This window comes from Bacteroides cellulosilyticus (genome assembly GCF_020091405.1).
GTDB lineage: Bacteria > Bacteroidota > Bacteroidia > Bacteroidales > Bacteroidaceae > Bacteroides.
Genome location: NZ_CP081903.1, coordinates 1,874,455 through 1,896,764 on the forward strand (window position 1 = coordinate 1,874,455; position 22,310 = coordinate 1,896,764).

Here is a 22,310-nt window from a genome sequence, read left to right on the forward strand (position 1 = left end):
GTATAGAAATAAACATATCATTCCTTGTGATTGTACCAGTCTTCATATCCGGTTTCTCCTTTTACCCATTTGGTGAATCCCGGATATTCTCCTTCCGAACCGATTGTTTTTGTTTCTGTTACCGGAACGAAGTTGTGTATCGGGATATCCATAGCAAACGGATATTTCCCGTCACGATGGATGTAGTAGGCGTCGTCATGTGTGTAGTTCAGACTCTTGTCGGCATAGTCTGTGGGCATTTGCTTAGGCAGATGCACTTCCTGACGGTTGTTTGCTCCCGGCTTGTAGTGTACTATGATATACGGATTATAGGCTTTGAGGTCCTGTTTGTTCAGGCTGCCGCTAAAAGTGCGGGTTACTATGAATTTTTGCTTTTGTACCTCTTTGGCATTCGGGAACACTACAATGGACTGTATTTCTGGTTCATATACAGCGCCCTCAGGTAATGCTAATTGTCCAACCTGGGCGGCATTAATTTGATATGCAAAGGCATTCAGGAATTGGGCGCCATCCCATACAGGAGTAAATGTATCTTTTATTTCTGTCACGACGTTGTTTTTGTCGAAGGTCACAGTACGGGAATATTCAATAATTACATCATTCATGTCATAATCTCCGCCGCTGGGCCAGATGTCTTCAAAAAGTAAGGTTCCTGCGTGAAGTTCGGTAACTGGCTTATCGTCAACAGGCGGAATCACAGGGCGTTCGGGATCGTAGATAGATCCTTTGGGATCTGCTTCAATGTAGAATAGCATATCTTCGTAACTCTTATCTGTTCCGTCCTCTATACCGTATATTACGCGCTCGGTTTCGGAGTCCGTAATGGCGACAAAACTGGATTTTCCATTGCTGTTCCATGCCTGATTAGAGTAAATATACCCCAGATTGCCCATGTATCCCGGTGTCAGGTTCACATCGTTCGGGGTATGATCTTTGCCATAACCGTTGCCATAGCCATTGGATATCAGGAAATATCCGATTGTATAACCGGCTGGAAACTTATCCGTAATTGTTCCGTCTTCTTTTTCAAACAGTAACTTTACTTTGTTTCCTAATGCCAGAGGTGCGTCCAGTCTTCTGTAGAGCCACTGTGGGCTGGTGTTTGCGGCTGGCGAAGCATATTTTTCATTCTCATTGTTCAGCATGACGAAAGGTACATTTCCTGCAGTTGATGCGTTCGGAAAAATGATGAACTTCTTGACAGCGTCCGGGGATATGGGTACTTCTCCCTGTGGGTAATAATAATATCCGATGGTATTCTGATTCCAGGCATTTTCTTCCATGAAAGTGAAATAGATAGCTGCTTCTGTAATGGTAGAAGTCGTTCCATTTTCATTCTTGGCATATTGTGCAATGGTAGTATTTATGTGTGTCACATCTGTAATGAATTTACTATTATCCATTGTGGTGTTATTGGGACGTTCATCTTGTCCGTTCCAGAAGGTGCGTTGTATTTTCTTAATCCAGCTTGCATCCAGCCCGGCGTTCAGTAAATAATCCGTTGGAGCTGTAATGCAACTATGTTCACCCCATTGGCAAAGCGAATACATCTTTTGTCCTTGATCTACCACGTAGACAGGACCCTTACCTGAACTTACCGAACGGGTTCCAAGTGCTGTGATTCCTCGGGTTTCCGTGTAAGTATAGTTGACGCTTCCATTCTCCACTTTTAGGGTTTCACAGATGGGGAGCCCCCAGTTGTTGGGGCAGAGATACAAGGTTGTGGCATCTTTAGGTAAAGTCATTTTGCAGCTTTGACGTCCGGATTTATCTGCATAAATTTTGAATTTAGCTTCAATATCACGCTTCGTATAAGAGCCGTTCTCCGATACTTCATACGGAAACTCAGTGTAGATTTCAATCAATGCATAGGCTCCCAGCGAGCCGAGGTCTACATTCAGGTCTACATCCGCACGTGTAGTGAAATCAAAGTACTCTTCTGCTGTTTTTGTACTGTTCTTCCCGCTGTTAGGGTTGTACACATCATCTACGCAACTTGTCATCCACAGGGTTGCACTAAAAAGGACAAAGGTTTTAAAAGTGGTTTTTCTCATAATACATAATGTATAGTTGTTATTAGACGCCCCAAATCTAAGTACAATATAGATTAGCATTATTAGTAAATGAGTAGAATCTGCAAGTTTTTCTCCGCAACCGTTTGCGATAATCCTCTCATTTACATAGATATAGTGAGAGGGACATAATTAGAGTTGCATTTGATGATATATTACTGAGGGGAGGTGTGGTTTCTTTGTTTTTTTAGGGCTACACCCTTTTAGCGAAAGGGTGTAGCTATTTGTAGTAAAGGGTGTAGCTATCCGGGGGAAAGGGTGTAGCCATCCTGAAATGGCTTTATAACTACTCTGAGGTGACCTCGCTGGGTCGTAGTCCGAAGGATCTGCAAGTCATTTTGTCTATTTTTACTTCCCAAACCTTTACGTTGCGCACGGCAGGTTCGCTGTATTTGAATTCATCGCTTGTATATTGCCGCATGATTATATCAAGCACTTCTCTTTTTTCGTCCATATCTTCGATGAAACGGACGTTTCCGTGGCACATCACGCTGCGCGACTTCATGCTGTAGCTGCATGCCACCTGCCGGTGCATATACACCAGTTCGTGTCCTTCGCAGAAAGTGATACAGACTTGCGGATGCCGTTTCACCATTGCCACTTTGCCGCCTTCGGGGCCGGAGTGCAGGTAGATTACTCCATCCCGGTAAGCGAAGTTCATGGGAATTACGTAGGGATTCCCCTTTAGGTCGGTGATGCCAACCATGCAGTAGGGGCATTTGCGAATGATTGCTTCAATTTCCGTCAGTTCGGTGATTGCAATTGTCTTCATAGGGCTGAATGGGTGTTTTATTCGGTGCAAAGGTAATCATTTTATTGACAAACCCCAGCCGTCTGTTGAAGAAGCGTGCGAAAAGTCCTACGATCAATGCGGCAATGATTGTACCTTCGCGTACACCTTCTATGGTGCCTGCTAATAGGAGCGATGCGGCACAAGCCAGGAGTGCCAACGTTGTATCAAAGCCGATTTTTGTGATTCCGAACTCTTTCCCTGTGCGCAGAGTGATGGCTTTCACAAAGGCTTCTCCGGATAGCATTACTACATTGGCAATTACCTCCATACTTACTCCCAGGCCAAGTATCGCACAGCCAGCTATCAGTGATAGAATCTGCGAGGCATAGCCCGCAGGAGTGAATCCTTCCAGCAAAGCCATCGAGCAATCTATGAAGAAACTGAAGAGTATTGCTACGGGAATTTGTAGAAACTGCTCTTTTCTGAAGTTCCTTTTCAGAAGCCATATTTGTCCGGCTATCAGCACGGCATTCAGCAGAAGCGTGAATTGTCCCAGTGTGACGGGAAATTTTAAACTCAGTGTGTAAGGAAGGCTCGATATAGGCGAGGAACCCAGATTTGCTTTAATAATTAAACTAATACCGAACGCATTTACAAATAAGCCCGCGATGAAAAACAGATACCGGGTTGTTAATTCTCTTTTTGCCATATTACAATCTTTTTTCTTAAGTTCACAACAGACGGGTTATAAATCAGCTACAGACTACGAGCTACAAGTGCCTTTCGGAATATAGCGCAGCTACTTGTAGCTTGTAGCCGGTAGCTCGTAACTAATACTTATATATCCAATCTTTGATGAGCAAATAATCGAAATTATTAACCACTGCAAAGTTACGGCTTCTATTGCCTGTCTCACGGTTCAAAAATCGAAGCGAATTGTTCAAAAAGTGGGATTGTTTTGTTCATAAGCTCCTTTAAGAGTATATTTGTGCTTCAAAAATAGAACTTTATGAGTGAGGAATACCTGTTTCATACCCGCCGGAAATCCGATTTGTTTTCTTATCCTTATCGGATGGAGAGAGGGGAATTGCTGTTTTGCCTGCAAGGAGGAGTACAGCTTTACATTAACCAGCAGAAGTATGCTTTAGCTACCGGAAGTGTAATACTTGTTTTCCCCGAACAGATTACGTTTTATAAAGATGCTACAGATGATCTTGAACTGGCTGTTTTTGCTTTTTCCGCCCAGTTCCGGCATGAGATTTTCTATTCGTTGCCTTCGGATAAGGTATCCTTCATGCGTGAGCACAATTATAGTTCATTCCGGGGTGAAGAGTGGGATGGGATATGCAATCATTATCTTAAACTGCTGCAACAGAAGTCTGTGGACAGCGATAATATATATCAGCGTGAGTTGGTGATTTACTGTTGCCGGATGCTGTTTTATGAGATCTGTAATCAGTCGGAGCGTCTTTACCGGCAAACGAAGCCGAATCATTTGCGTTGGCGGTTGAAGGACCGCTTTATTGCGTTGGTGATAGAGTCGTTCAGGGAGCAGCGTTCGGTAGATTATTATGCGGATAAACTTTGTGTCACTACGCGGCATCTGAGTAAGACGATTCAACAAACGGTGGGATGCACAGCGAAAGAATGGATAGACGATTACGTGATACTTGAGCTTAAAGTGACACTTCACTCTACAGCACTTTCCATACAGGAGATAGCTAATCAGTTTAATTTCCCTGATCAGTCCTATCTGGGGAGATACTTCAAGCATCACACAGGAATGTCGCCCACGGCTTACAGGGAGAATTATGGTGTATAGGAGAACGAAAATTTAGGCGCGGATTACGCGGAATTACACGGATTTCTTTCATTAATCAACAACCCTTGATCCGTGTATTCAGCGTAATCCGCGCCTTTTATTCTACCAGCGCAAAGTCCAACTGTTTCTTTTCCAGATTGGCCCGTGCCACCTTAATCGTAATTGCATCGCCCAAACTGTAGGTACGGTGCTTACGGCGTCCGCGTAGGCAGTAGTTCTTCTCATCGAACTCGTAATAGTCATCGCCAAGATCGCGGATAGGTATCATGCCTTCGCATTTGTTTTCGTTCAGTTCAACGTACAGTCCCCATTCCGTAACACCGGAAATTACACCATCGAACACTTGTCCCAGACGCTCCGTCATAAATTCTACTTGCTTGTATTTGATGGAAGCACGTTCAGCGTTGGCTGCAATTTGTTCCATATTGCTGGAGTGGTCGCAGAGGTCTTCATATTTAGTCTCGGAAACACTGCGTCCGCCATTCAGATATTTCGTCAGCAAGCGGTGTACCATCATGTCCGGGAAACGGCGGATGGGTGAGGTGAAATGCGTATAGTATTCGAATGCCAATCCATAATGTCCAATGTTGTGCGTGGAATAACGCGCTTTTTGCATGGCACGGATGGATACGGTTTCAATAAGGTTTTCCTCCTTCTTGCCCTGAATGTCATCCAACAAGTGGTTGATGGATTTGGAAACATCTGTCTTGGTCCCACCGGTACGTATCTTGTAGCCGAAGCGGGCGATGAATTGTGCCAGGTTATCCAGTTTCTCCGGGTCCGGGAGGTCGTGGATACGGTAAGGGAATACCTTGGCCTTCTTGTTTTTCGGCACGCGGCCGATTTTTTCTGCTACGGTGCGGTTGGCGAGCAACATGAATTCTTCCACCAACTTGTTGGCGTCTTTGGAAACTTTGAAGTAGACGCTGATAGGTTTCCCTTTTTCGTCTATCTCAAACTTCACTTCGTAACGGTCGAAGTTGATGGCTCCGGCTACGAAACGCTTTTGACGCAGCGCCTTGGCAATGGTGTCCAGCATGAGGATTTCTTCTTTGAAGTCTCCTTCTTTCGTCTCGATTACTTGCTGTGCTTCTTCGTAAGTAAAGCGGCGGTCGGACTTGATTACCGTATGTACTACGCGCGAGTCTTTCACATCTCCCTTTTCGTTGATGTCGAAGATAACGGAGTATGCCAGCTTTTCTTCGTCGGGACGCAGGGAGCAGATGAAGTTGCAAAGACGTTCGGGAAGCATCGGGATGGTACGGTCTACAAGATACACGGATGTAGCGCGTTTTTCGGCTTCCTTGTCGATGATGCTGCCTTCGGTTACGTAGTGGGTGACGTCTGCAATGTGTACGCCCACTTCCCACAAGCCGTCTTTCAGTTTGCGGATGGAGAGAGCATCATCAAAGTCTTTGGCATCCTTTGGGTCGATGGTGAAGGTGGTTACATTTCGGAAGTCCTCGCGTTTGGCAATTTCTTCATCGGATATTTCGGCGGGGATTTTATCCGCAGCTTTTTCTACAGAAGAGGGGTAGACGTAGGGCAGGCCGAACTCAGCAAGGATGGCGTGCATCTCTGTGGTGTTGTCGCCCGCTTTGCCCAGGATGTCGATGACTTGTCCGATGGGGTTTTTCGCCTTGTCGGGCCATTCCACTACTTTCACGATAGCTTTGTCTCCCGTCTTTCCGCCTTTCAGCTTTTCTTTGGGGATGAAGATGTCATTGGCAAGTGTACGGTTTTCCGTCACCAGGAAGGCATATGAACTGCCTACTTCCAGTGTACCTACGAAGGTGTCGTTGGCACGCTCCAGCACTTCTATCACTTCTCCTTCGGCTTCGCACCCACGGCGTTTGGCGTAGAAGGAGATACGGACTTTATCATTGTTCATGGCGTGTGCCGAATTACGTTCGGCCACGAATATCGGGTCGCCTCCACCTTCGGGAATGAAAGAATTTTTTCCATTGCTTTTACGCTGGAAAGTACCTGTCATTTCCACACCATGATTGTTCAGCTTATATTTGCTTTTCTCTATTTCGGTGATGTAATCATCCAGTAGCATGTCGCTTAGGATGTCTCTACACAGCATCTTCAGGGGATGTGTGGTGAGATGAAGTTGTTCGAATATGTATTTCAGGGACAATACCTCATCGGGTTTCGAATGGAAAAAATCCATAAGGGCAGAAATGAGTTCTTTCTTCTTCATTCGCTTGCCGGCTTTTTTTTCTTTGTTTTTGGCCATAATATATTGGTTATTGAATGGATTGCATTATGATAGATACAAAGAAAACAATTTTTTTGCGAATTTGCTTTGTTTCTGTCTTGAAAAGAATGGGGATATATGCAAAAAAGATGTATATACCCCAGCGTGGAGATAAAGTGGGGCTTAGAAAATAAACAAATAATAAATGAGAAATGCAAAATGGCTTTTATTTTATATCTTTGCGCCATTATTGTTTTAATAATCAGTATAGAATGAACGTAGAAGTTGCTTCTCTGTCTCGGGAGAAGGAAATATACAAAGTAACGATTATCGGTAGTATTGCTAATTTTGCGCTACTTGCCTTTAAGTTTGTGGCAGGTATTCTAGGCCATAGTGCTGCTATGTTGGCAGATGCGGTTCATTCTTTATCTGATTTTGTGACGGATGTCATTGTTCTCGTGTTTGTCCGTATTTCCAATAAACCTCAGGATAAAGATCATGATTATGGACATGGGAAGTATGAAACGTTAGCTACTGCTATTATTGGAATTTTATTATTATTGGTGGGGTTCGGAATTTTGTGGAGCGGTGCTTCTTCTATTTGGGCTTTTATGAAAGGAGAACAGCTGGAAGCACCTGGAATGGTGGCCCTGATAGCAGCTCTTGTTTCTATCTTGCTGAAGGAGATACTATATCAATATACAGTTATTAAGGGAAAGAGTCTGAATTCACAGGCAGTAGTAGCCAATGCCTGGCACCATCGGAGCGACGCTTTTTCGTCTATAGGAACGGCTGTAGGCATTGGAGGCGCAATCTTGTTGGGCGAACATTGGCGGGTACTCGATCCGATAGCTGCTGTGATTGTCAGTTTCTTTATAATGAAGGTAGCTATTCAACTGTTGATTCCTTGTGTTGACGAGTTGCTTGAAAAGTCTTTGCCGGATGAAGTGGAGAAAGATATTGAGCAAGCATTGCTCTCTTTTCCCGGAGTTAGTGAGCCGCATCATCTCCGCACGAGGCGTATCGGTAGTTATTGTGCGATTGAGGTACATGTGCGCATGGACGGAGGGATTACGTTGGAAGAAGCTCATACTACGGCTACGGCTATTGAACATAAATTAAAAACGATGCTTGGCGAAGGTACGCTGATTAATATTCATGTAGAACCCAAGAAGTAATGGAAAGTATATTAATAACAGGAGCCAGTGGATTTATCGGAAGTTTCATCGTGGAAGAAGCGTTGAAGCGGAAGTTCGGTGTGTGGGCGGGTATCCGTTCGAGCAGCAGCCGGGAATATCTGCGAAACCGTAAGATACACATTCTGGAACTGGATTTTGCACACCCCAATGAATTGCGTGCGCAGCTTTCCGGCCATAAGGGAACATATAATAAGTTCGATTATATCATCCATTGTGCCGGTGTCACCAAATGTGCCGACAAACGGGAGTTTGACCGGGTGAATTATTTGCAGACGAAATACTTTGTCGATACTCTTCGTGAACTGAATATGATACCAAAGCAATTTATCTATATCAGTACGCTGAGTGTGTTTGGCCCTGTTCATGAGAGAACTTATCAGCCGATTACGGAAGAAGACTCCCCTATGCCCAATACTGCTTACGGGTTGAGTAAACTTAAAGCGGAGCTTTACTTGCAAAGCATACCCGCTTTCCCTTATGTCATCTATCGCCCCACGGGAGTGTACGGTCCGCGTGAAAAAGATTACTACCTGATGGCTAAGTCCATCAAGCAGCACACGGACTTTGCTGTTGGCTTTCGCCGGCAGGATCTGACGTTTGTTTATGTGAAAGATATTGTGCAGGCTGTATTCCTCGGTATTGAAAAACAGGCATGCCGACGTGCCTATTTCCTGGCAGACGGACAGGTGTACCGTAGCCGCGCTTTTTCCGACCTGATCCGAAAAGAATTGGGTAATCCGTTTGTAATTCGGATAGTATGCCCATTAATTATATTGAAAGTTGTATCTTTGCTCGCTGAATTCTGGGCGGTGCGTAGCAAGAAGCCCAGCACTCTCAATTCTGATAAGTATAACATAATGAAACAACGCAATTGGCAATGTGACATCAGCCCGGCTGTAAGAGAGTTGGGATTTGCACCTCAGTACAATCTGGAACAAGGTGTAAGGGAGACTATTGCCTGGTATAAGAACGAGGGATGGCTTTAGATTTATTTAAAAAGGTAGAAACCCGGAAGGGGTTATTTGCAGTTGAGAAGATAACACTTATATATAATTTGTTGACTTCGATTTTGATCTTGTTTCTTTTTCAGGAAATGGATCATCCGGTGCAGATGTTGATTGACCGTGCAATGATTGCGGGCATGACGTTTTTATTGATGTATCTTTACCGGCTGGCACCCTGTAAGTTTTCCGCCTTTGTGCGTATTGCTATCCAGATGTCCTTGCTTTCCTATTGGTATCCCGATACGTTTGAGTTCAACCGGATATTTCCGAATCTGGACCATGTGTTTGCTTCGGTGGAGCAGTGGATGTTCGGTGGTCAGCCGGCGGTATGGTTCTGCCTCCGTTTCCCGCATATGTGGGTGAGTGAGCCGTTCAATATGGGATACTTCTTCTACTATCCGATGATTTTGATTGTGGTAGTGTGGTACTTTATTTATCGTTTTGAACTTTTCGAGAAGTTATCGTTCGTGCTGGTCACTTCTTTCTTTATCTATTATCTGATTTATATCTTTGTTCCGGTGGCAGGTCCACAGTTCTATTTCCCGGCTATTGGTGATGATAATGTGGCGCAGGGTGTGTTTCCTTCTATCGGAGATTACTTCAATCATAACCAGGAACTACTGCCTGGGCCGGGATACGATCATGGATTCTTTTACAATCTGGTAGAGGGTTCACAGCAGATCGGTGAACGCCCTACAGCTGCTTTCCCCAGTTCGCATGTGGGAATTTCCACTATCCTAATGATTATGGCGTGGCGTGGTAGCCGCAGGTTGTTTGCTTGTCTGTTTCCCTTCTATGTACTGCTTTGCTGTGCCACGGTGTACATTCAGGCGCACTATTTGATTGATTCGATTGTAGGCTTTGTTTCAGCTTTTGGTCTGTATGTGGTGGTGACGTGGATGTTTAAGCGGTGGTTTGCACAGCCGATGTTCAAGTAAAGTAGTATCTATATATTTCCCACGCGTCCCATCTATACATTCAATAATCAGTTGCTTAATTCGCGTTATATTCAACCTGCATTCTGCGTTTGAAAATCAACGCTAAATGACTCATGAAAAAGTAATATTGAAAAATAAAGAGTTTAGCACCGGGAAGTGGTTTGTTTCACTTGATGAACAAGAGAAATGTTGAGGATAAATCAATCCACCTATACTTTTCAACTAAATTGTGAAAGAATTACTTTTTCTAGTATAAGTCAAGTAACATTCACAGTTAGAAAGTGCTGAATAATAAAAAAGAGGTTTTCTCAAAATGGCTTGAGAAAACCTCTTCTTATTAAAGAGAATTAGTCTTTTACTTTGTTACGAGCACTTTCTTTCCTTCGAGGAAATAGACTCCTTCAACAAGACCATTTACTTGATTTTCTCCTTCAATTGCATCTACAGTACGAACGAGCATTCCAGTTGTGTTGTAGATGTTGATTGTCCGGTCTTTATCTGTGTGGATATAGATAATTCCATGTTTACTATATACCTTCAGCGATTCTGCATCTTTCTGTATCATGTCGCCTAAACCAGTTATGTCACCGTTTCCGCCGATGCTGTACATGCGTGGAGCAGATGCGCCACTGAATTCCAGCTTATTTACTACATAGGCTTCAAAAGGACGTATACTACGGCTATCGCGCTCAAACATGCTTCCTAATGTTTCATTGGTGTATTGCCAGTCTGAGTTCAGTGCATATACCTCTATATCCTGGGGTACGGTAGTGAACGTAGGTACCAAGTCAAATGATGGTCCTTCTGATTTCTCAAGCGTGGTAGGGGTTGCAGGAATATCTACCCCAGCAGTAGAGGCAGCAATAAACTCTACTTCTCCGGATACGTTGTAGTCCTCGTCATATGTACTGTTATTAGGAACAGCTATGATATAAGGTTTGTGAGCTACGATACCTGTGGCACTACTGAAACCTTTATCAAGATTTAGCTCGCGGAGCCAGAACGGAGTTGCGTTGGTCATGTCTGTGCCGAATGGAGCCAGCTTACGTGAGCCGAACATTACAGAAGTAACATCGAAGGGTAATGCAATGCTTTCCCAGCCTTTTGATTCTCCACGTCCAGTCTGAAGACTGAATGTTTTACGGAAGACAATCTTCTTGGCTTTGAATGCGGTTTCACAATTGTAGGTATATTTGTCTGCAATATCAATGCTATCGGCTACTCCATCACGAATAATGTTATACCACTTGGTAGGTACTTCCGTTTTAGCAGTTACATACATCAGGCAGTTTTTAGCTGGAGAGAGACAGTCTTCTGTTATTTTCGTATCGCTATTCCAGTGGATAGCCAGTAGTTCGGATGTACCGCTGAAAGCGCCGGGTTGAACGGTTTTGATACTTCTTCCCACAGTAATGGAACGTACATTGGTACAATTGCCGAAAGCTTGTTTTCCTATAAATTCTACGTTATCTTTCAGTTCAATACGAGTCAGTTTAGGACTGTCGTAGAAAGCACGTTCGCCTACTTCCTTGAGCCCGGTTCCAAAGGTAATGCTTTCGATCTTGTTGGAAGAGCTCCAGTTATAATCATCGTAACTGAATGCTGCGTTTCCGATATAAGCCAAGCTATTGGGGAATATTAATGACTTAATCGTGTTGGCACCGTTGAAGGCGTAGCTACAAATAGAATCCAGTCCTTCTGCAAATGAAACTTTAGAAAGTGTAGTACAGCTTTGGAAAGCGTATTTGCCAATTTTACGGGTTGGAATATGAATTTCCGCCAATTTGTTACAAGAAGCGAAAGCGTATTGACCGATAGAGTCACTTGTAGCCAATGTGACTTTTTGCAAGTTGTTACAAGAATTGAAGGCATAAGGAGCAATAACCTTGGTACCACCTTCTTGCATGATCACTGTTGACAAAGCATTGTTTTGTGCAAAGGCACTTTCTCCAATCCGGGTAGAACCAGCACCGATAGTTACAGTAGTGAGCTCGTTGCAATAACCGAAAGCATTTTCTCCGATAGTAGTAACACTGGCTGGAATAGTCACGGCTTTTAGTTTGGTACCATAGAAAGCTCTTTCTTTAATGGTAGTCAACGTTGCCGGGAATGTGATTTCACTGATATTTGTATTGTTGAAAGCTTGAATACCAATGCTCTTCACCTTTGTACCCAATACAAACTTAGTTACGTCAGAACGATTATTGAAAGCATAGTCGGGAATATTTTCCATGTTTAGTGTAAACTGTCCGATAGAGGTTTGGTAGAAAGCATCCGGATGGATTACTGTAACCTTTTCAGGAATGGTTAAATCTTTCAGAGCTGTACAATATGCAAAACTGTAAGCATCCAGATTCGTTACATTTTCTCCGATAGTCACATTTGTCAGATTAGAACATCCCCAGAAAGTATTCTGTGGCACTTTGGTAAGACCTGATCCAAGTTTAGCACTCTTCAGTTGGCTAAATCCGGAGAACATTGCTTCGGGAAGCTGGGTCATTCCATTTCCGATGGTAACTGAAGTTAGCTTCTCATTTAATCCTCGAAATGTTTCGTTCAAAGACACAACTTTGTCAGGAATAACTAGACTGGAGATGCCTGTTCCTTCGAACAAATTACTTCCTAATATACGTGTATTGGCAGGTAGTGTTATCGTTTTCAGATTGCGGCAATTCTGGAAAGCGTACCCGGCAATACTATCGATGGCAGCTCCCAAAACAATAGTACTTAATGTGTCACAACCAGCAAAGGCATATTCTCCTATACTCTTTACATTGGCTGGTATAGTGATGCTCTCCAGTTTCTTTTTACCTGCATTATAGAAAGCGTAAGCACTGATTTCTGTTAGTTCAGCATTCAACAGGACTTTACGGAGCGAGTCACAACCATTGAATGCACGGGCACCTATCTTGCGAATGCTGTTAGGCAGACCGATGGAGTCAAGAGCTGTACAGTTATTGAAAGTATTGGACGGAATCTCTGTCAAGACAGTGTTGAATTTGACTTTCTTCAGTTGGGTGCAAGTATTGAAGACCTCTTCTCCGATAGTAGTGACCTTTGCAGGAAATGTAAATGAGCGTAAAGCGGTTGAGCTGAAAGCTGATCTTCCAATCTTAGTAACGTTTTCGCCTAATACGATTTCTTGCAGTTTACTCTTATTACTCAATAAGTTGTCGGGAATTTCTGTAACAGATACGCCGAAGCTAATCTTTCGCATGTTTGCAAAACTGGAAGCGATATTGATAATTTCGGGAATGGTATTGTCTACCGTCACTTCACGTATACTGTCGCATTCTCCAAATGCATTATTTGCTATTTGGGTAATTTGCTTACCGAGAATAATGGAGCGCAAGCTATCGCAATTATAGAATGCCATTTCAGGAATCTGGGTTAGCTTGCTGGGAAGCGTAAGTGTACGCAGACCGGCACCGTTAAAAGCAGAAGTTCCCAGGTTAGTTATAGTTTCTGGGAAGCTGAATGATGCCAGAGAGGTACATCCGCTAAAAGCGTTGTTACCGATTGTTTTTACCTTCTTTCCTAAGATTACTTTCGTGAGTTTTGCCTGCCCGCTGAATGCACTGTTGATTTCTTCGATTCCATCACCGAAAGTTACTGAGGTAATGTTAGGTGTGTCGCGGAAAGCTCCGGAGTAATCGGACACAATAGTCTTGAGGCTATCGCCAAGCACTACGGTTGTTAGATTAGGACAGGAGGCAAATGTACGTTCACGCAGTTCTTTTACTTTATTAGGTATTGTGATATTAGTCAATCCTGCTCCACTAAAAGCATACCCTCCCAATGTTTGCAGACTATCTGGCAGCGTGATATTTGTCAACGCTGCACATCCGGCAAAAGCATAATCTCCGATAGTTCTTGCTGTATTGGGGATGTTGATACTTTTTAATGCGGTGCATCCGTTGAATGCACTATTTCCAATGACTGTTATACTATCTCCTAAAACTACTGTGGTAAGATTAGCCTGTCCTCCAAACGCATTGTTGATCTCTTTCATTCCTTTTCCAAACTTGACCGTAGTAATGTTGGGGGTTTCATAGAATGTTGCGGAATAATCAGCAACAATGCTTTCAAGACTATCGCCAAGCACAACTGTTTTTAGGTTAGGACAGGAAGCGAAGGTACGTTCCCTTAAGGTCTTTAGTTTGTTTGGTATCGTAATGCTTTCCAATCCAGCTCCAATGAATGAGTATGCACCCAATGCCCGTAGGCTGTCAGGTAATTTAATATCTTTCAGCCCCGCACATCCGTTGAAAGCATAATCTTCTATGGTAGTTGCGGTATTAGGAATATTAATGCTGCTTAATTGAGCGCATCCGGCAAATGCACTACCTCCAATGGTTTTCACACTATCACCCAATATCACTGTAGTAAGATTAGTTTTTCCATTGAACAGGGCAGGAATTGTGGTAAGTTTCGGACTGAAATATACCTTTTCTATATTAGGACAGTTCTCAAAAACATTGTTATATGAATGTATGCTATTCACGCCTTTTCCCATGTTGACAATTCGGAGTTTCTCGCAATTGGCAAAAATTCTGTTGTCTAGGTATGCCAATGAATCGGGGAAAGCGATGCTATCCAGACTATTACAACCTATGAAAGCTTCTGGGTTAATTGCCTTTAAATTTTTAGGAAAGATAATCTCCTTTAAATTCGCACATCCGGCAAATGTACTATTGCCAATTGTTTTTAAAGAATCCGGCAAAGTGATATGCTCTAATGCTGCACATCCGTTGAAAGTGCCATTCAATTCTCTAAATCCTTTTCCTAAAGTGATATTTGCCAATTTGGCCTTTCCGCTGAATTGAGCATTAAGAGTGGTTAATCCATCACCAATAATCAGCGTTGTAATGTTGTTACATCCTTCGAATGCCGCTTCCTGATAGTAACCGCCGATATTGGTCACTCCATTTCCTATCTTTACCGTTTCCAGTGCCATACATCCATTGAAGGTATATCGCTGAATGCTTTCCACTTTATCGGGGATTGCGATTTCTGTCAGGCTGCTGCAGTTCGTAAAAGCTTGTTCTCCGATGTTTTTCAAGCTGTCATTCAGAATTATGCCGTTCAGTTTACTACAATTATAGAATGCTGCCGCACCGATGGTACGGGTACTGTCGGGGAAGTTTATTGTAGTAAGGCTGGTACATCCATTGAAGGTGTTATCGCCGATCGTTCTTAATTCGTCCGGTAATGTAATCGTTTCCAATGCTGTACATTCGTTGAAGGTTCCGTGCAGTTCTTTGAAACCTTTTCCTAAAGTGATATTTGCCAGTTTGGTCTTTCCGCTGAATTGAGTGTTAAGAGTGGTCAACCCATCACCGATAATCAGCGTTGTAATGTTGTTACATCCTTCGAATGCCGCTTCCTGATAGTAACCGCCGATATTGGTCACTCCATTTCCTATCTTTACCGTTTCCAGTGCCGTACATCCATTGAAGGTATATCGCTGAATGCTTTCCACTTTATCGGGGATTGCGATTTCTGTCAGGCTGCTGCAGTTCGTAAAAGCTTGTTCTCCGATGTTTTTCAAGCTGTCATTCAGAATTATGCCGTTCAGTTTACTACAATTATAGAATGCCGTCGTACCGATGGTACGGGTACTGTCGGGGAAGTTTATTGTAGTAAGGCCGGTACATCCATTGAAAGTGTTATCGCCGATCGTTCTTAATTCGTCCGGTAATGTAATCGTTTCTAATGCCGTACATCCGTTGAAGGTTCCGTGCAGTTCCTGAAGATTCTTGCCCAAAGTGACGGAAGTAAGTTTCGTTTTTCCTGTGAATTGGTTGTTTAGTTTTGTTATCCCGTCACCAATGACTAAAGTTGTAAGATTATCACATCCCTCGAAGACCGGAGTTTGATAATATCCACCAAGCGATGTTACTCCATTTCCTATTTTCACGGTTTCCAGTCCTGAACATCCTGTGAAGGCATATCCATCTATATTCTGCAGAAGTTCCGGAATTACAACTTCTTTCAGGTTTGTACATCCTTGGAATGAACTACCTTCAAGAGTACGGAGTGCGGAAGGCAATGCGATGCTTTCTAATGCGGGACAGTTTAGGAAAGCCTGGCTTCCGATGAAATTCACGCTTTCCGGTATGACGACTTGTTTCAAAGAAGGACTTTCCGCAAATGCAGAACTTTCTATTCGGGTGATACCGGTCGGCAGGATAATTGTCTCCAGAGTAGTGCTACTGTGAAAGAAAGAGTTTCCTACTGTATTGTTTTCTAAAGTAGCTTCGCTTAAGTCCAGTGTCTTTAGTGCCGTTGCCTTGATTTTCAGAAAGTCTATATCCGTTTTATTGATTGAACCGGAAAGTTTTACGGAAATGATATTTGGGAGCTCTGCTTCCGGAATAAGCGTATTAATCGTACCGGGAGTTGTTACGTTGTATTGGTGGCTGAATGCTCCGCTATAGGCTCTCAATGTTATTTCTTTGGTTCCATAATTTGTAGAAACAATAGCCTTTCCTTCAATATTGCCTTCAGTTGTGGAGGTCAAAGTCACAGGTATGGTGATTTTTTGCAAAGAGCTGATTGTTTGAGTGTAATCGCCTATGCTGAAAGGAGCTTCCGTTGTGATGCTGTTGATGGTGACAGCTTCTGTTCCAATGTTTGTCAGATGTACTTCTTTTGTTATAGGGGTGTTTACAGTCACATTGCCGAAGTATATCTGGGAGTCGCATATAGGGCGTCCCACTCCTGCCACGACAAAGGCATCCGGAGTGATGAAAATGTTCCTGACTTGAGCTTCATCAAATCCGGCAGTGGTACCTCCATTTTTTTGGTATGACCATTTAATGGTGTGTACACCAGGGGCTAATTGATGAGTTACTTCTGAAAAATTGGCCATATCGGTTCCACCGATAGATTGAATTTCTCGACCATCTACATAGAAGTAAAGCCTGTCGGAATATTCACTGTTTACATACCATTCAAAAGATATTGTGGCATCAAATGTCAATTCAAACGTGGTACTAAACCATCCTTCCGAGTTATCATCCTTATTTGTACTTTGTACTTTTCCCCCACCTGCGCTCCATGCATTCGTTGTCGAATGTTGGAATGTTAATGGAAAAGAGCCTTCTTTCAGTGCATTTTCTGCAAATGTATCCGTCTCCTGTATTGCGGACATGCCTGCGTAGGCACTTACGCCTACGAGACACATTATTAATATATAACTTGCTATTTTTTTCATGATCGTTATCTATTTTAATTAATTACCGGGGTTTTCCATATCATCATCGCCCGGTACCGGGTTGATAGGAGTGGTGAACGTATAGGTACTGGTAACTACTGTACCCTTACTATTCGTGGCAAATGCCCGGATATAATAAGTCGTATTCTCTTGCAATTCGGTCATTTCGAATGTCAACAGATTATTGGTTGGGTCCTTCCATTCCTTAACATTGTCTGCTGCACCCGGGGTATTGTTTGTTTTACTCCAATAGAAGCCGGCTTTGGTTATGGTGAGATTACCGTTGCTATTGATGCGCGCGGTAGCTTTAGCGCTGTTCAGCGTGATTTCGTTTACAGACAAATCACCTATACTTGGTTCGTAGGTCGCTGTAGTGGTAAAAGAAGTCATACTGTTGTAGGCCAATCCGGCTTCGTTCTTAGAATATGCTCTTACATAATAGGTTACGCCCGGTTGCAATCCTGTCAGAGAGTGTGAGAAAGTGTTGCCATCGGTTGTTATGTCTTTATGAGAGTCGGCGATCGTTGGTTCTGGATTTGTACTGCTCCAACAGAAACCTTTTTGACTGATCTTACCATTATTTGTGTTATAAATCGTTGTAGACAATGTGGCACTTGTAGTGGTGATAGCAGAGACATCTGTAGAATACATTTCCGGTGTGGTTATATTGGTAGTAGTGAATGTTTGCGAATCACTGAATCCTGTTCCTACACCGTTCGTGGCGTATGCCCATACATAATAAGTTTTTCCGAACGTCAAACCGGTGATAGTTAGATTGAATTGATCGCCTGTCACCTTTTGTGATGCGTCTGCCTTTAGATCAGGTGCCTTGCCGGTTGTGTTCCAGCAGAAACCTTTCTCCGTAATGGCAGAATTACCATTGTCATTAATGGAACTGAAAACGTATGCAGAGTTAATGGTCGTTGAATTTACGATAGGCATGGATAATGTGGGAACATTCAATGCAGTCGTCGTGAATTCGGAAGATGATGTATAACTGATACCAGCTTCATTTTCTGCAAATGCACGTACATAATAGCGTGTCCCATTGGTCAACCCGGTCAATTTATAAGTAAATGTCATACCTTTGTCTTCTATCAACTGTTTGGAATCGGTAATGGTAGGATTACTGTTGGTAGTACTCCAGCAGAAACCTTTCTTTGAGATTGTTCCGTTATTGGCACTGCTAATGGTAGAAGTAAAGGTGGCTTCGCTGATACCTACATTGCTTATATTCACGTAATATTCCATCGACGGTTCTTGTATGCTTACGGTTGTAAATGTGTTAGCTTGGCTATATCCTGTTCCCACACTATTCTTCGCATAAGCCCATACATAATAGGTTTTACCAAACTCCAGTTCGTTAAGAACGAATGTGAACTGATCTCCTTCAACTTTCTTAGAAGTCTTCAGATCAGGTGTACCGGTAGTATTCCAGCAGAATCCTTTTTCGGATACAGTTGCATTACCGTTACTTTCTATAGAACTGACAACTTTAGCCGAGGTCGTTGTGATATCACTGACGTTAGGCATGGATAAATTGGGGACACTTAATGCTGTAGTCACAAACTCTTGAGTTCCTGTATAGCTGATACCAGCTTCATTTTTCGCAAATGCGCGTACATAATAGCGTGTACCATTGGTCAGTCCGGATAATTTATAAGCAAACGTGGTGTTTTTATCATCTATCAATTGCTTGGAATCTTCATACGTAGGATTACTGTTGGTGGTGCTCCAACAGAAGCCTTTTTCTTTGATTGTTCCGTTATTAGTACTGGTGATTGTAGCTGTGAAAGTAGCTCCATCAGTGGTTATATTGCTTATTGCCACATGATTCAGTGCCGGGATTAGGATATTAGTAGTTGTGAAGCTGACACTTGTACTATATCCTGTCCCTACGCCATTGGTGGCGTAAGCTCTTACATAATAGGTTGTTCCATACTTCAGTTCGTTTACCTGAAGTGAGAATGTATTTCCTTCTATAGGCTGTGGATTATCTTCAATAGTCGGTTTGTTGTTAGTACTGCTGTAACAGAAACCTTTGGCTTTTATATCAGAATTGTTATTGCTGACGATAGAACTATTGAATAATGCGCTTGATATGGTGATATTGGCTTCGGGTATTGTCGGCGTTGCTAATTCAGGAACATCAAGAACTTGTGTCTCGAAAGATTTGACTTCCGAGTATGCGATACCTTTTTCATTTTTCACATAAGCCACTACCCAGTAAGGAGTCTGATTCGATTTTAGATTACTTAAAACTAAGGTGAAGTTTTCTCCTTCAATAGCGTGCGACTCACAACCTGCGGCGCCTATTTCCGGTTTCTGACTCGAACTGCTCCAACAGAAACCACGTTCATTGATGGTACCGTTACCGTTGCTTCCTACCGATGCGGCAAGCTGAGCGGTGGTAGTTGTGATGTTGTAAACATCTGCAAGGGTTACTGTAGCTTCGGTTACGCTGGTGGTGGTAATGGTTATTTTGTTTCCGTATCCGGTACCTTTTTCATTGATGGCATAACTGCGTACATAGTAAGTAGTTCCTTCTTTCAGTTTGGTGATTTCCGAGGCAAATATTTTACTGTCGTTAAGGGCTACTTCAACGTTACCTTCACATGCTCCTAACATAGGTGATGCATTAGTACTGCTCCAGCAGAATCCACGGGTGGTAACTTTGGCTGTTCCTTCATCGGTAATTTCAGCACTTACTACAGCGTAGTCACCTCGAACATCAGCATCTTCATAGGTGCGTACAGTAGGTTTCTCTGCATTGGCTGTTTTAAGTACGGTTTTGGGGCCGTAGCCTACACTACCGGCATCATTCATAGCATAAGCACGGACACTATACTCTGTAGAAGCTTCCAGACCATCGATTGTAGTACTGAATTTTTTCTCAGCCTGGTTTATATCCGGCATTTCATCCTCGGGGATATTGGCCATCAGGTCTGCCAGTGTGGGGTCTTTATCGGCTCCTTTGGCATAGCAGAAACCACAAAGAGTGATAGATTCCGCGCCAATGGATACTATAGAACTTTGTATTGACAGACTTTGATTGTCAGCTTCGGTAAGCATACTTACTTCAGATAGTTCAGGGGCATTGTTTGCTGTGGTGGAGAATTGTAGTATGTCTGCACTGATCACAGTGGTATTACCACAAGTGATGTAGATGCAGTAGAAGTAGTTGGTACCCGGTTCCAGACCTTCCAACTCCACCCGGCAGGTACCTGATGTGTTTTCAACGGGTACTTTTTTTACGTTACTGTCAGTAAATACTTTCTTTTCAAGCAACGCTTTAGTTTTGGAGTAGGCAAATCCGCATTCGGTTATGTCCAACTCATTTTTTCCGATATTTCCCTGTAAGGTGGCTTCTTTACGCGTGATGGTGCTTTGCGCTACGACTTCCAGAGTCATTTCCGGAGCTACCCACGTAGGTTCTGTGTCTTTCTCGCAACTGCCAATGGTGAATAGCAGACAGCCGAGAAAAGCTGTGAGTTTTATAATTTGTTTCATGATGGTTGAATGTTTGATTCGTTAGAAAATGAGGCCCAAACCGGCAGTAATCTGGTGATACTTAAAATTAATAGTGTTGAAACCAACGGAAAGGGCAATGCCCTTCAGACGGAGAATAGCACCCAGTTCTGCTGCTACCCCTGTCGGGCTATGGTCGGTATTCTTATACCAGCTCTCACTGTCGTCCGTGTCGGCAAGCCAAGCTAACGTGCGGCTACCATAACCGGCACCTACATATCCGTAGAGGGGTTTGCTTAGTTGGCGCAAGTATCCTGCTGTTATGGTCATCACTGACTTCTCTACTCTGCCCGGTTTGTAGATGATGGGATCTCCGGTAGAAGTACGTTGGCTGTCGTCACATTCTCCTACTGTCTTTACAGAGTTGAAATCGCTGCGGAAAGCTGCATAAAAGCCATTTTTGCGAGTAAAGCCCAGCATACCTCCGAAGGAAGTCTGGCCACCACCGCCGAATCCGGCTTGTGCCATTAGGATCATCTTACGCGGCTCTTTGGGTTTGATGGTCGATTCCATGTGGAAAGTAGGGCGTACGGTTTCTCCTGCTGTAACATTCAATACAGAGTCTATAGGAAAATAATTTTGCTTCTCAATGCGTATTTTGTAGTTCTTGATGGCCATACGGTCACTACGATAAGGAGTTTTACCCACTAGTACACTGTCCAGGTATACATCGGCATCTTGTTCCGGCAAAGAGAATATCTCCATGTAACCAAATTTAGGTTTCAATGCTACACTCTTGCTCACCGGTTCATTACCCAACTGGATAATACCTGCATCGGGTTGATACATGGGGGCCTCTACCCGGTAGGTATGTTCGCCCTTGGGCATGGTTGCATTGAAAAGTCCGTTTTCTACGGGCACTAGTTCATCATCGATGTAGATGTTGGCTGTTGCGGGTTCCGGACGGAATACAAGGAATTGCATGTTATTTTCTACCACAGGTTTGTCCTCTCTGTCTCCGGTATTGAGTACCATTTCATAAACAGTGGCTTTTTCAATAATTTCCGGGTAGAAGTAGTTCCTCATAATGCCCAACTGATCGTGCAGGATAGAAATACGCCGTGCGCCGCGAGGGACATAAAGCCATATCTCTCCGGTTTTGTTTTCACGTGCGGTAATACCCAGGGCATCGGGCTCGAACATGAAGTCCTTTACGTTGGTTACAATGCGTATAAGAGCGCATATCTCTCCATTCTGGTCACGCTTGGGAGCGGTGACGCGAGCTGTTAGGTCGCTTTCCATGCGTTGGAAAGAGGCCACACTGATTTTGCTTTGTTGTGCATGTAATTCTGCATCCATGATATTGGGCAGAATGAGTAGCAGCAGCATTAGATACTTGAATTGTTTGTGTACCATGACTGTGAATGTTATTATGAGTTATTTGTTGTTTCGCTAAAAGGTAAATAGTAGATAGTACTAACAACATATACTCATGACCGTGCATGTGTACATACATAATGTGTAATGTTGACCCATAAATTAAGTGTGTAAAATGTTGTTTAATATTCTTCGACACAAATATATATATAATTTTTGTCTGATTATTCTTTTTGAGTCCCAATAATTAAAAGATGTTAGTAAAATGTTTTTTT

11 protein-coding genes are annotated in these 22,310 nt (G+C 43.1%); 4 read left to right on the top strand and 7 right to left on the bottom strand.

The annotated features are described in order from the left end of the window. Window positions 1-17: 17 nt before the first annotated feature. The 3 genes from K6V21_RS06490 to K6V21_RS06500 form a co-directional block, all read right to left on the bottom strand. Complete coding sequence (locus K6V21_RS06490; RefSeq protein WP_217714859.1) at window positions 18-2,054, bottom strand: LruC domain-containing protein; 2,037 nt, start codon at window positions 2,052-2,054, stop codon at window positions 18-20. Between the two features lie 304 nt (window positions 2,055-2,358). Then, entirely contained in the window at window positions 2,359-2,844 is a 486-nt protein-coding gene (locus K6V21_RS06495) for a pyridoxamine 5'-phosphate oxidase family protein (protein WP_044532945.1), read from the bottom strand. Next, window positions 2,807-3,514, bottom strand: a complete 708-nt coding sequence (locus tag K6V21_RS06500; RefSeq protein WP_044532944.1) for a YczE/YyaS/YitT family protein — start codon at window positions 3,512-3,514, stop codon at window positions 2,807-2,809. Before K6V21_RS06500 ends, K6V21_RS06495 begins: the two co-directional genes overlap by 38 nt. Window positions 3,515-3,814: 300 nt before the next feature. Between K6V21_RS06500 and K6V21_RS06505 the strand changes: the two genes are divergently transcribed. Then, window positions 3,815-4,627 carry an AraC family transcriptional regulator gene (locus K6V21_RS06505; RefSeq protein ID WP_224321280.1) on the top strand — a complete coding sequence of 271 codons (813 nt, stop codon included), beginning with the start codon at window positions 3,815-3,817 and terminating at the stop codon, window positions 4,625-4,627. Between the two features lie 97 nt (window positions 4,628-4,724). Here K6V21_RS06505 and rnr read toward each other — a convergent pair whose 3' ends face one another. Beyond that, window positions 4,725-6,869 carry a ribonuclease R gene (rnr, locus tag K6V21_RS06510; RefSeq protein WP_217714856.1) on the bottom strand — a complete coding sequence of 715 codons (2,145 nt, stop codon included), beginning with the start codon at window positions 6,867-6,869 and terminating at the stop codon, window positions 4,725-4,727. Between the two features lie 233 nt (window positions 6,870-7,102). Between rnr and K6V21_RS06515 the strand changes: the two genes are divergently transcribed. The 3 genes from K6V21_RS06515 to K6V21_RS06525 are packed head-to-tail and all read left to right on the top strand — an operon-like array spanning window position 7,103 to window position 9,971. Further along, complete coding sequence (locus K6V21_RS06515; RefSeq protein WP_224321281.1) at window positions 7,103-8,008, top strand: cation diffusion facilitator family transporter; 906 nt, start codon at window positions 7,103-7,105, stop codon at window positions 8,006-8,008. Then, window positions 8,008-9,015, top strand: coding sequence for an NAD-dependent epimerase/dehydratase family protein (locus K6V21_RS06520; protein WP_044263043.1), 1,008 nt, complete (start codon window positions 8,008-8,010; stop codon window positions 9,013-9,015). The genes K6V21_RS06515 and K6V21_RS06520 overlap by 1 nt, the downstream gene beginning before the upstream one ends. Beyond that, window positions 9,006-9,971: a phosphatase PAP2 family protein gene (locus K6V21_RS06525; protein WP_044263045.1), complete on the top strand. Its 966-nt coding sequence runs from the start codon at window positions 9,006-9,008 to the stop codon at window positions 9,969-9,971. Before K6V21_RS06520 ends, K6V21_RS06525 begins: the two co-directional genes overlap by 10 nt. A 355-nt stretch (window positions 9,972-10,326) precedes the next feature. On the opposite strand, the gene K6V21_RS06530 is transcribed toward K6V21_RS06525, so the two are convergent. Genes K6V21_RS06530 through K6V21_RS06540 form a run of 3 tightly spaced genes read right to left on the bottom strand, consistent with a single transcriptional unit; the run spans window position 10,327 to window position 22,074 of the window. Beyond that, window positions 10,327-17,190, bottom strand: a complete 6,864-nt coding sequence (locus tag K6V21_RS06530) for a leucine-rich repeat protein (protein ID WP_224321282.1) — start codon at window positions 17,188-17,190, stop codon at window positions 10,327-10,329. Between the two features lie 18 nt (window positions 17,191-17,208). Further along, window positions 17,209-20,700 carry a fibronectin type III domain-containing protein gene (locus K6V21_RS06535; protein ID WP_224321283.1) on the bottom strand — a complete coding sequence of 1,164 codons (3,492 nt, stop codon included), beginning with the start codon at window positions 20,698-20,700 and terminating at the stop codon, window positions 17,209-17,211. 21 nt (window positions 20,701-20,721) lie between these two features. After that, the gene (locus K6V21_RS06540) at window positions 20,722-22,074 is read right to left on the bottom strand and encodes a PEGA domain-containing protein (protein WP_410490264.1); all 1,353 of its coding nucleotides are present in this window, start codon (window positions 22,072-22,074) and stop codon (window positions 20,722-20,724) included. Between the last annotated feature and the right edge of the window lie 236 nt (window positions 22,075-22,310).

Coding starts and splice junctions, on each gene's coding strand:
- K6V21_RS06495 (WP_044532945.1), bottom strand. CDS start 2,844: ATGAAGACAATTGCAATCACCGAACTGACGGAAATTGAAGCAATCATT.
- K6V21_RS06530 (WP_224321282.1), bottom strand. CDS start 17,190: ATGAAAAAAATAGCAAGTTATATATTAATAATGTGTCTCGTAGGCGTA.
- K6V21_RS06500 (WP_044532944.1), bottom strand. CDS start 3,514: ATGGCAAAAAGAGAATTAACAACCCGGTATCTGTTTTTCATCGCGGGC.
- K6V21_RS06525 (WP_044263045.1), top strand. CDS start 9,006: ATGGCTTTAGATTTATTTAAAAAGGTAGAAACCCGGAAGGGGTTATTT.
- K6V21_RS06535 (WP_224321283.1), bottom strand. CDS start 20,700: ATGAAACAAATTATAAAACTCACAGCTTTTCTCGGCTGTCTGCTATTC.
- K6V21_RS06515 (WP_224321281.1), top strand. CDS start 7,103: ATGAACGTAGAAGTTGCTTCTCTGTCTCGGGAGAAGGAAATATACAAA.
- rnr (WP_217714856.1), bottom strand. CDS start 6,869: ATGGCCAAAAACAAAGAAAAAAAAGCCGGCAAGCGAATGAAGAAGAAA.
- K6V21_RS06505 (WP_224321280.1), top strand. CDS start 3,815: ATGAGTGAGGAATACCTGTTTCATACCCGCCGGAAATCCGATTTGTTT.
- K6V21_RS06540 (WP_410490264.1), bottom strand. CDS start 22,074: ATGGTACACAAACAATTCAAGTATCTAATGCTGCTGCTACTCATTCTG.
- K6V21_RS06520 (WP_044263043.1), top strand. CDS start 8,008: ATGGAAAGTATATTAATAACAGGAGCCAGTGGATTTATCGGAAGTTTC.
- K6V21_RS06490 (WP_217714859.1), bottom strand. CDS start 2,054: ATGAGAAAAACCACTTTTAAAACCTTTGTCCTTTTTAGTGCAACCCTG.